Source organism: Prosthecobacter sp., assembly GCF_046154365.1.
Classification (GTDB): domain Bacteria; phylum Verrucomicrobiota; class Verrucomicrobiia; order Verrucomicrobiales; family Verrucomicrobiaceae; genus Prosthecobacter.
Map to the genome: position 1 here is coordinate 23,314 of NZ_JBJXFV010000171.1, position 9,682 is coordinate 32,995.

The window sequence follows — 9,682 nt, forward strand, 5'->3', positions numbered from 1 at the left end:
CGGTTGAAGGGCGCGCAATAAGGCGCTGCGGCACGCAGCGGCAACCGGAAAGTGGACGTTCGGTGCCGGAGAGCGTCAGGCGGAAACATTCCTTGTCGTTCCTTGACAATGGAGGCACCCGGCACACTTCATGCGCCCCCTTTTTCAGTCGTCCGCAACACCCCCCATGCCCAAGGCCCCCACCAAACGCTACTGGACCGTCCGTTCCTCCTCCATCCACAACCGCGGCATCTTCGCCCGCTGCGACATCCCGAAAGATGAGCCCATCATCGAATACATCGGCGAAAAGATCACCAAGGCGGAGTCCACACGGCGTGCGGAAGCGCTGGTGGACAAAGCCAAGAAAACCGGCGGCGCGGCGGTGTATGTCTTCACGCTGAACCAGCGCCACGACGTGGACGGCGCGAAGGGTCGCAATCCGGCACGCTACATCAACCACTCCTGCGCCCCGAACTGCGAGGCCTACGTCATTCGCGGTCGCATCTGGATCTACTCGCTGTGTGAGATCAAGGCGGGCGATGAGCTGACCTACAACTACGGCTTCGACGTGGACACCTGGGATGATCACCCTTGCTGCTGCGGTTCCGAGCGCTGCGTCGGCTTCATCGTCGAGGAAAAGCAGTGGCCCAAACTGCTGCGCAAGCTGGAGAAGCTCGAACGCGACGCCAAGAACGGCAAGTTCAAGGTCAACGGCACCAACGGTCAAACAGCGCCGCTGGTAAAGAACGGCAAGAAGAAGCAGAAGAAGCGCGCGTAACCCGCCTCACACCCGCCGTGCTTCACGTTCGGTGGCACGGGCGGCGGCGCTGTTTTGAAAATGCGTGATCGCGGCGGCGAGTGCGTCGGCGGCATCGGCTTCCGGTGTCTCGCGCAGGTGAAGTTGGGCGCGGATCATGAAGGCCACTTGTTCCTTCTGCGCCGCACCACGGCCGACGGCGGCCTGCTTGATCTCACGCGGAGCGTATTCATAGATCGGCAGGCCATGCTCGGCGGCGGCGATCAAACATGCGCCGCGTGCGGTGCCGAGCACGATGGCGGTCTTGTAGCTCTGCACGAAGATCGTGGCTTCGATGGCGCACACGGTTGGCGCATGCTGCTTGATCACGTCATTCAAACCTTCACGGATGGCGACGAGGCAGCCGGATTGCAGCAGCGCGGGCTTGTTGTGGATGACACCCCAGGCAAGCGCCTTCAAATCACTGCCGCTCCGTTCCACGATGGCCCAGCCGGTCTTGCGCAAAGCTGGGTCGATGGCGAGGACGCGCTCAACCGTGCTCGTGGCAGGCGTTTCGCTGCGGCGGATGATGCGGGCCATCAGCGGCGTTTTTTCGTCCCGCCCTGGCCGATGCGGAACAATTGATCAATCGAGACCGCTCCGGAACCAAACAGCAGCAGCGTCACGGTGATGAAAAGATACAGCCAGGCGGCCTCCACATGCGCCGGGCCGGCCTGTGGCAGCAGCACGAGCGCGGTGATGACGATGGGCAGAAAAATCACGGCAAACAAACGCGTGAGGAAGCCGATGATCCAGCTCAGCGCGACGGCGGCGACGACCAGCGCGACGACTGGCGCGAGCAGATGCGCGTAGGGCAGTCCGGCGTCACGAAACGCCGTCACCCAGGCCCAGGGCTCTTCCTTCCAGAAAAAATGATACGCGCTGAGCGCCGCACTGAAGCCATGCCGCATCATGAGCAGCAAACCGGTGCCGATGCGCAGGATGGCGACGGTCTTGAACAAGGAACTCACGGGATTCTGGGAGGCGGCGGGATTACCGCCGGTGTATTCGAGCATGGCGTCGGGAAAATTAGATGTCGGGGGAGAGCGTGATGATGTCACCGGCCTGGGGCGACCATTTCTCATTCGCGGCTTCCAGGGAGGTGAAGAAATGCCGCTGGCCTTCGCGGGCAATGTACACACCGCGCAGGGTGGAGCCGGGTTTGCGGCCGCCAGTGACCGTCACGGCCTGCTGCACGCTCATGTCTTTGAAAACGGGGATGAACTCAGCCTCGCGCACATCGCCATCGATGGAGATGACCGAGGTGTTTTCCACGGAGATGAGGTGGATGGTGATGGGCCGCGTGTTGCGACCCGCCAGCCGAAACACCGTGGCGATGGCCTCCGCCGCCTTCGGCAGCAGCAGGCCGCCGACGCGTGCACTGCCCGCCTCACCAAGCGCAAGCACGCCCTCTTTATCCACCATGGTGATGCCGCGATAAATGCGGTCCGGATTGCGCGCGCCTTCATAGACTTCGATGCGCAGCGTATGGCCGAAGCCGAGCGTGCCGCGTGAATTGAACGGCACATCAGGGTCGTCAGCGCCCACCTTGTCCTTCTCCGCCAGGCCTGGAATGACTTTGGCGAAGGTATTCCTGCTGGGCATGTGCAGCTTCGGCAGGTGGGGCATCGGGATCTTGAAATCAGGGTCAATCATTTGCAGCATGCTGCAGGCGTTGAGCGCGAGCAGGGCAAAGACGGACAAGATCAGAGAAAGAAGGGCACGCATCGTGGTTGGGCTGGAAAAAGTCCCGCCATGATGGCGGCACGCCGCGTGATGGCAAGGAGCTTTCGCCCCTGCTGCGACGGCTTTTTATGCCCAAGCACCGGTCTCGTAGGCATGCAAAGCCGCAGCGGCAGATGCCGGACGGTCCGCAGGCTGGCGGTTGATGAGCCATTCGACCCAATGAACGAGGTTCGCGGCCAGATCAGGACGCAAGGCGGCAAGGGATGCCACGCGATGATACCGATGCGCCACCACGACCTGCGGCTTTGTCTCACCATCGAAAGGGTGCTGCCGCGTCAGAGCATAATAGAACACGCAGCCCAGCGCATAAAGATCCGTGCGCACATCGACTCCGGCGCGCTCGAACTGCTCCGGGGCCATGAAATACACGGAACCGTGCAGGGTGTTTTGATGGTCCCCGCCTTCTTGGACGGTGGTCGCTAGACCGAAGTCGAGCAGCTTCACTTGAACGCCACCTGCGGGCAGCCGCGTGAGCATGAGGTTCTCCGGTTTCAGGTCGTGGTGGATGATGCCCGCCGCATGCGCAGCCTCCAGGCCTGCCAGCGCCTGCCGCACCAGCGCATCGAAGTCAGCGACGTTCAAAGCCCCGCGACTGAGCACATCCTCCAGCGTCTCGCCTGGCACCAGTTCCATCACAATAAATCCGCCTTCGTCGTCCACGCCCGCCTCATGCACGGCGACGATGTTCGGATGCTGGAGCACGGACTGATGCCCGGCTTCGCGGATCAATGCATCCACCGAGGTGCCGACGTTGCCCGCCTGGTCGGCACGGATGCGCTTGATGGCGACTTCACGGCCAAGCTGGCGATCCCTGGCCTTGAAGACGGTTCCCAGACCGCCTTCAGCAAGCGGGGACAGGAATTCGTAGCGCTCGTTCATCGGGCGCGGATGCTGACACTTTCGTGCTTTCACAGCAATGAAACTTTCGCTCGTTTCTCCACCTGTGCTAAAATAAGCGCTTCCACATGTCGCTGCTTCGCGTTCAAGACCTCAAAATTCACTTCCCCGTGCGCGGCGGCTGGTTGGGCCGTGCCACCGATGTCATCAAGGCCGTGGACAAAGTCAGCTTCGAGGTCGCGGAGGGCAGCACGGTCGGCCTCGTGGGCGAAAGCGGCAGCGGCAAGTCCACCGTGGCACGCGCACTGCTCAAGCTCATGCCAGCGACCAGCGGCAGCGTCATGTATCGTGATCGCGAAGTGCTGTCGCTGCCGGAGAAGGAGTTCCGTCCGCTGCGCAAAGAGATGCAGATGGTGTTCCAGGATCCCATCGGCTCGTTGAACCCGCGCATGACCATCGAGTCGATCCTCGGCGAACCGTTGCAGATTCATTTCAAGGAGAAGACTCGCGAAGAACGTCGTGAAGTCTCCGCCGAACTGCTCAAAAAGGTCGGACTGCCGGAAGATTCGCTGCAGCGCTACCCGCACGAGTTCAGCGGCGGCCAGCGACAGCGCATCGGCATCGCACGAGCGCTGGCCGTGCGCCCCAAGTTCCTCATCTGCGACGAACCCGTCAGCGCTCTCGATGTCAGCGTGCAGGCGCAGATTTTGAACCTGCTCAAGGACTTGCAGGAGGAGTTCAAGCTCACGCTGCTCTTCATCGCCCACGACCTCGCCATCGTGCGGCACATGAGCGACCGCATCGTCGTCATGCATCACGGCAAAATCGTCGAGCAGGGCGATGCCGACCAAGTCTGTGAGCATCCGCGCCACGACTACACCCGCAAGCTGCTCGATGCCGTGCCAGTGCTCAGTTAGCGGCGCAACTGGTGTTTGCGGCGCTGGCAAATGACGAATGACTAAATCCGAATGACGAATGAACCCCAAAACCCGAATGTCGAATGAACCGCCGCCATGCGGTTCGTCATTCATCCTTCGCAGTCTTGCTACGGAGAACGGATTCCTCATTCTGATTTCGTCATTAGCCACCTCCCGACCGCTCCAGCTCTCTCTTTCCTGACCCCATGACTCCGCTCTTCAAGAAATTCCTCGGCATGAACTGGCTGCTGGTGCTGAACATGGCCGCGCTGCTGGTCTTCGGCGTGTATGCGATCTACAATGCCTCCGCCTACCACGAATCACCGGCGCTGGCGCTCAAATGGCGTGATCAAATGCGCTGGGTCATGATCGGTCTGCCGTTTTTCTTCATGGCATCGTTGATCGACTACAAATGGGTGCGCTGGGCCTGCTGGCCCATGTATGTGGGCGGCATCGCGCTGCTGTTGCTGCTGAAACAATTTGGCGTGACGATCCAGGGCAACACCAACTGGCTGAAGTTCGGCAGCATCCAGTTCCAGCCGTCCCAGTTTGCGATCGCCGCCGGCATCATGACGCTGGCCGTGGTGTTTGGTGATATGCCGCGCTACCTGCCCGCCTTCCGGCGGCCATGGCTGCGGCTGATCGTGGCAGGCATGCTGGCCGCCGTGCCGACGGCACTGGTGGCCAAGGAAGATTTGGGCTCGGGCTTGATCTGGGGACCAGTGTTTCTCAGCATGATGCTGGCGGGCAACATCCCCTTTCGTTATATCATCACCCTCATACTGTGCGTGGTCGCCATTGCACCTTTAGGCTACGTGTTTGGTCTCAGCGTGAAGCAGCAGAAGCGCATCGAAACTCCCTGGTATTTTGCCACCAATCAACGGCACAAGGTCAACCTGCTCGATGAGGGCTGGGTGCCGGACAAACTGGAAATCGCCGTAGCCACGGGTGGGGTGGAGGGCAAGGGGCCTGAATCCAAAAAAGTGCCTGATCAGGCATCCATTCACCGCACCTTCTTCCCTGACGAGGCGATCAATGACTTCATCTTCGGCGTCGTCGCCGAGGAATTTGGTTTCCGCGGCTCGATACTGCTGCTCTCCGGCATGGCGCTGCTGCTGCTGCAGGGCGTGTTTGTGGCGTTTTTTGCACGTGACCAGCTTGGCCGGCTCATCGTGATCGGCATCGTGACGATGTTTTTCATTCACACGTTCCAAAACTCCGGCATGAACCTGACCATCCTGCCCGTCATCGGCCTGCCCATGCCCTTCATCAGCTACGGCGGCACGTTTGTCGTCGTGACACTGTTCCTCATGGGCATGCTGCAAAGCGTCTGGGTACACCGCAGCATCTCCTCCGTGAAAAAGCCGCGCTCAGTGAATGCCCCCCGCGATGAGGACGACGAATAGCGTCTGTGTCCGGACTGGTTGAGGTTGGCTGGCCGCCAGAACCGGTAATAAGAAACGACAATCGCTGCTTGAGTGTGTGGTGCGTTGTGTCCCCTTGCTTCGTTTTATGGCAGCGCTACCGCCGCAGAGCGGTGATCAGCTCATCCAGCTTGTTCACGATCTGCTGCATTTCCCCCTGCGTCGGCGGATCGCTCACGGTGAAGCCCAGCGTGCTCACGCCGTTGCTGTTGCTGCTCGTCCCACTGACCGCGCTGATCAGTTGTCCATTGCTCACCTCGCCCGGCGCTCCCGTTTGCCCCGCTTGACCCTCTTGACCTCGGGGTATGCCGAAGGTCAGCCGCACCGCGCTGCCATCAAAGCTCGCGCTCACCGTGGCCGGATCATTCGGGTTCAGCGTCGTCACCCCATCCACCACGAAGTTCGTGAACGGCGCTCCCGGCGGGCCGGGGCCGCCATCGTTGCCGTTGCTGCCCGGCGTTCCCACCGCACCATCGTTGCCGGTAAAGCCACGCGGGATATTGAAAATCATCCGCACGGCGTTGCCATCGAAATTCGACTGCACGGAGGCGGGATCAGTTGGGTTCAGCATGTTCACGCCATCAACGATGAAGTTGGTGAACGGCGGGCCTTGCCCGCCATCATTGCCGTTGCTGCCATTCGTGCCGTCACTCCCGCGTGGAATCCCAAACGTGAAGCGTACACTCGCGCCGTCAAAACTCGTCTGCACCGTGGCATTGTCGCCGGGATTCAGCGTCGTCACGCCATCCACGATGAAACTCGTGATCGGCGGACTGCTCACGCCGTCTTGACCTCTGGGAATCCCAAACGTGAATCGCACATTCGCCCCATCCCAACTCACGCTGGCCTGCGCCGCATCGCCGGGGTTCAGCGTGTTGGTGCCATCAATGATCGCACCGCTGACGCTGGTCCCATCGCTGCCATTCTGTCCCGGTGGCCCGACGGGAATGGTCTCGATGAGGTCTTTAAGGCCGCTGAGCTGGCCGCGCATCTCGGCGGCGACGAGCGGGCTGTGATCGGCGGGCAGGGTGGGATCGAAGGGCATGGCGGCTGGGTGCTGGATGCTGGATGCTAGATGCTCGTCCTCGTCCTCCTACTCGAACTCGTCCTCGATCACGGCGCACGCATCGAAGCCAGCAGAGCCGAGCTTGCCAGTAAGTGCCCTTGGCCTGGGTTTGGTTGTCATGGGTGTCAGCGGAGCGTTAGAATCGAGGAGCGAGTAGGATTCATCCTTCGCAGTAGCTGCTACGGAGAATGGAGGACGAGTAGGAGGCGGCTGCGCCGCCTACAGCACCCGGATCTGCGCAGGATCGCTCCACGCGCCCATCACACCTTTGAGGCCGACGGTGCGGACGCGCACCCAGACGACACTGCCGGGGGTGAAGCCACTCATCTCGGCCTTGCCGCCTTGGAACATGCCCTTCGTCTGCCAGGCGGCCTCGCTGTTCGGATCGCCCGTGGTGATCTGCACCTCGTTGGTGCTTTGCTGGCGGTCAGGCTTGTAGCGGGCCACGATGGCACCGCTGAGGCTGCCCTGGCGCAGACGCAGGTTGGTGGGGGCGGCAGGCGGGGAGGTGTCCGCCGTGCGCGTGGTCTCGTAGGAGGGGAAGCCGCTCTGTTCCACAATCAGCGGGTCGCCTTTGGCGATGCCGTTGACGTAGTTGCCCAGCACGCCCAGCGCCTCCTCCAGCGCGTCGCGTGCATCGCTGAGGGCGAGGACGTCCGCCTTGGCACCGCTGGCGCGGTTGATGAGAGCGGTGTCGAAGGTGGTGATCAGCGTGGCCAGCGCGGTCATCGTCACCGTGGGGTTGGCGAACGTGGCCGCGTTGGTGGTCATCTTGTCATGGATGGTGTGGGCGTCGGGGCCCAGTTCAGGGCTGGTGTAGCCGCTGAAGTCGATGATGGCTTTGGTGTAGTTCATGGTTTTGCGGGGTGGTGCTGCCACGACGCCATCCCAGGTGGCCGAGTCCCAAGTAAGACCCGGCTGGTCCCAAGTTAGCGCCGTTGGCATGATGGTTGAGGTTGAGTGGGCTGAAAGACGAGGGGACTGGGAGACTTGGAGACTGGGGGAAGGGGAGCCCCAGAGGGGAGGGGACGAACCTCACGGCGAAGGTCGAAACCCTGGAGCGGATGGGCAGAACGCTGGAGCGGATTGCCGCAATCCATGAGCCGATTCCCAGAAAGCTTGAGCGGATGGCCAAAACCCATAAGCCGATGGCCAAAAAGCTGGAGCCGATGGCCAAAACCCATGAGCGGATGGTCAAAAAGCTGGAGCCGATGGCCAAAAAGCTGGAGCGGATTGCCAAAATCCATGAGCCGATGGTCAAAAAGCTGGAGCCGATTGCCAAAAAGCTGGAGCGGATGGCTAAAATGCTGGAGCGGATTGCTAAAACCCATGAGCCGATGGGCAGAATGCTGGAGCCGATGACCCAAACCCTTGAGCGGAATCAGCCGCCCCCACCGCGTCCGGCGTGTCGCCAGAGGTGGAGGGCAGGGCAGCAGGCAGGTTGGGGCCGCGTTCATGGGCGCATCGTCCGCCACCTCGAAGGAAAGAAAACCTCGCTATGGCGAAACTTTGGCCGCCACCTCCTGCTCCGCCCGTTGGTCCAGCACGGAGAGCTTCAGCCCAAAGGCGCGTGCCACCCGCCAGGCGTAGTGCCAGGAGAGGCAGGTCTTCACGTTGAGGAAGTCAGACAGGTGGCTTTCGGAGACCTTGGACCGCTCGGCCAGCTCGGCAATCGTCCAGCCCCGCTCCTGCATGAGGGCCATCACCGCGAGGATCTGCCCCGCACGGATGATCTCACGACCACTCCCCAGCACCTGCTGCCAGACCTGCACTGGCGTCAGCGTGAACACCGGCTTCCGGCGCGGCTTCGGGGATGCAGAGACGGGGCGACTTGGGGAAGGGGAGACGGGGGGATGCGGCCCCTCTTCTGCCCTCGGGTCAGAAGACGGAGAATCCGAGTGTGTGGAAGACGCCTGCGCCTGCATGCCCATGCCGTGGTTGGATGGCGCGCGACGGTTCCATGACCGCCGCCATCCGTCTATTGGCAGAACTGCCAATAAACCGCCCTTTTTTTTCAGGTCTCCCAGCATTGGAACAGAAAACAACGGCTCAGGTTTCCGGTCCTCCGTTCTCTCCCTTATCTCCTGTAAAATCCGGCTGAATCCCAGCATTGGAACAGGAGATAACAGACCCGTTCTCCGTAGCAAGACTGCGAAGGATGAAGGCAACGGAGAAGGCCGGAAGCAGATTCTGATCTTCGTTCTCTCCCTTATCTCCTGTAAAATCCGGCTGAATCCCAGCATTGGAAAAGGAGATAACAGACCCGTTCTCCGTAGCAAGACTGCGAAGGATGAAGGCAACGGAGACCAGCATCAAGCATCGAGCATCGAGCATCCAGTCTCCTCGTCTCCCCGTTTTCCATTCTGCGCAATTCCTTGCCTTCGGATTCATTCCCCGCTTGGATAAGTAAAATACCCTCATGGCCCGAAAAGCATCCTCCAAGCCCGAGTCCAGCACCTCCACCGCCACCATCGGCTTCGAGGCCAAGCTCTGGCTCACCGCCGACAAGCTCCGCAACAACATGGACGCGGCGGAATACAGCCGAGCGGAGCGAGACAGATCGCCGAAGGCGACCCGCAGGGTGGGCGCGGAGGCACCCATCGACCACGTCGTCCTCGGCCTCATCTTCCTCAGCCGAGCGGAGCGAGACAGATCACCAAAGGTGACCCGAATGGCGAGCAGGGGCCTGCGAGTCAAATACATCTCCGACACCTTCGAGGAGCACCGCGCCAAGCTCCTCGCCGGCCAGGGCGACTACGCCGGGGCCAATCCCGAGGACCCGGACGAATACAAGGCGGAGAACGTCTTCTGGGTGCCCGCCGATGCCCGATGGTCCCACCTCCAGGCAGGCGCCAAGCATCCCACCATAGTCAAGACCGTGGACGACGACATGGTCGCCATAGAGCGAGACAACCCG

The 9,682-nt window shown here is 61.4% G+C and carries 11 protein-coding genes and 1 pseudogene; 4 read left to right on the forward strand and 8 right to left on the reverse strand.

All coding sequences use genetic code 11. The annotated features are described in order from the left end of the window. Positions 1–166: 166 nt before the first annotated feature. Positions 167–757 carry an SET domain-containing protein gene (locus ACKVY0_RS22140; RefSeq protein WP_409217031.1) on the forward strand — a complete coding sequence of 197 codons (591 nt, stop codon included), beginning with the start codon at positions 167–169 and terminating at the stop codon, positions 755–757. 6 nt (positions 758–763) lie between these two features. On the opposite strand, the gene ruvC is transcribed toward ACKVY0_RS22140, so the two are convergent. From ruvC to ACKVY0_RS22160, 4 genes are all read right to left on the reverse strand, one after another. Continuing rightward, on the reverse strand, positions 764–1,315 hold the full coding sequence (gene ruvC, locus ACKVY0_RS22145) for a crossover junction endodeoxyribonuclease RuvC (RefSeq protein WP_409217032.1): 552 nt from the start codon (positions 1,313–1,315) through the stop codon (positions 764–766). Then, positions 1,315–1,791: a hypothetical protein gene (locus tag ACKVY0_RS22150; RefSeq protein ID WP_409217033.1), complete on the reverse strand. Its 477-nt coding sequence runs from the start codon at positions 1,789–1,791 to the stop codon at positions 1,315–1,317. Before ACKVY0_RS22150 ends, ruvC begins: the two co-directional genes overlap by 1 nt. Before the next feature lie 13 nt (positions 1,792–1,804). After that, positions 1,805–2,503, reverse strand: a complete 699-nt coding sequence (locus ACKVY0_RS22155; RefSeq protein WP_409217034.1) for a hypothetical protein — start codon at positions 2,501–2,503, stop codon at positions 1,805–1,807. A gap of 84 nt (positions 2,504–2,587) precedes the next feature. Continuing rightward, the gene (locus tag ACKVY0_RS22160; protein ID WP_409217035.1) at positions 2,588–3,400 is read right to left on the reverse strand and encodes a serine/threonine-protein kinase; all 813 of its coding nucleotides are present in this window, start codon (positions 3,398–3,400) and stop codon (positions 2,588–2,590) included. An 86-nt stretch (positions 3,401–3,486) separates the two neighbouring features. On the opposite strand from ACKVY0_RS22160, the gene ACKVY0_RS22165 reads away from it, so the two are divergent. After that, positions 3,487–4,275, forward strand: coding sequence for an ABC transporter ATP-binding protein (locus ACKVY0_RS22165; protein WP_409217036.1), 789 nt, complete (start codon positions 3,487–3,489; stop codon positions 4,273–4,275). Between the two features lie 206 nt (positions 4,276–4,481). Continuing rightward, the gene (locus ACKVY0_RS22170; protein ID WP_409217037.1) at positions 4,482–5,681 is read left to right on the forward strand and encodes an FtsW/RodA/SpoVE family cell cycle protein; all 1,200 of its coding nucleotides are present in this window, start codon (positions 4,482–4,484) and stop codon (positions 5,679–5,681) included. Positions 5,682–5,796: 115 nt separating this feature from the next. Here ACKVY0_RS22170 and ACKVY0_RS22175 read toward each other — a convergent pair whose 3' ends face one another. From ACKVY0_RS22175 to ACKVY0_RS22190, 4 genes are all read right to left on the reverse strand, one after another. Then, on the reverse strand, positions 5,797–6,744 hold the full coding sequence (locus ACKVY0_RS22175) for a hypothetical protein (protein WP_409217038.1): 948 nt from the start codon (positions 6,742–6,744) through the stop codon (positions 5,797–5,799). A 240-nt stretch (positions 6,745–6,984) separates the two neighbouring features. Beyond that, positions 6,985–7,710: a hypothetical protein gene (locus ACKVY0_RS22180; RefSeq protein ID WP_409217039.1), complete on the reverse strand. Its 726-nt coding sequence runs from the start codon at positions 7,708–7,710 to the stop codon at positions 6,985–6,987. Between the two features lie 551 nt (positions 7,711–8,261). Further along, positions 8,262–8,555: a helix-turn-helix domain-containing protein gene (locus tag ACKVY0_RS22185; protein ID WP_409217040.1), complete on the reverse strand. Its 294-nt coding sequence runs from the start codon at positions 8,553–8,555 to the stop codon at positions 8,262–8,264. A 259-nt stretch (positions 8,556–8,814) separates the two neighbouring features. Then, positions 8,815–9,078, reverse strand: a complete 264-nt coding sequence (locus tag ACKVY0_RS22190; protein WP_409217041.1) for a hypothetical protein — start codon at positions 9,076–9,078, stop codon at positions 8,815–8,817. Between the two features lie 106 nt (positions 9,079–9,184). Between ACKVY0_RS22190 and ACKVY0_RS22195 the strand changes: the two are divergent. After that, positions 9,185–9,682, forward strand: a pseudogene (locus tag ACKVY0_RS22195) (hypothetical protein); the annotation flags it as partial.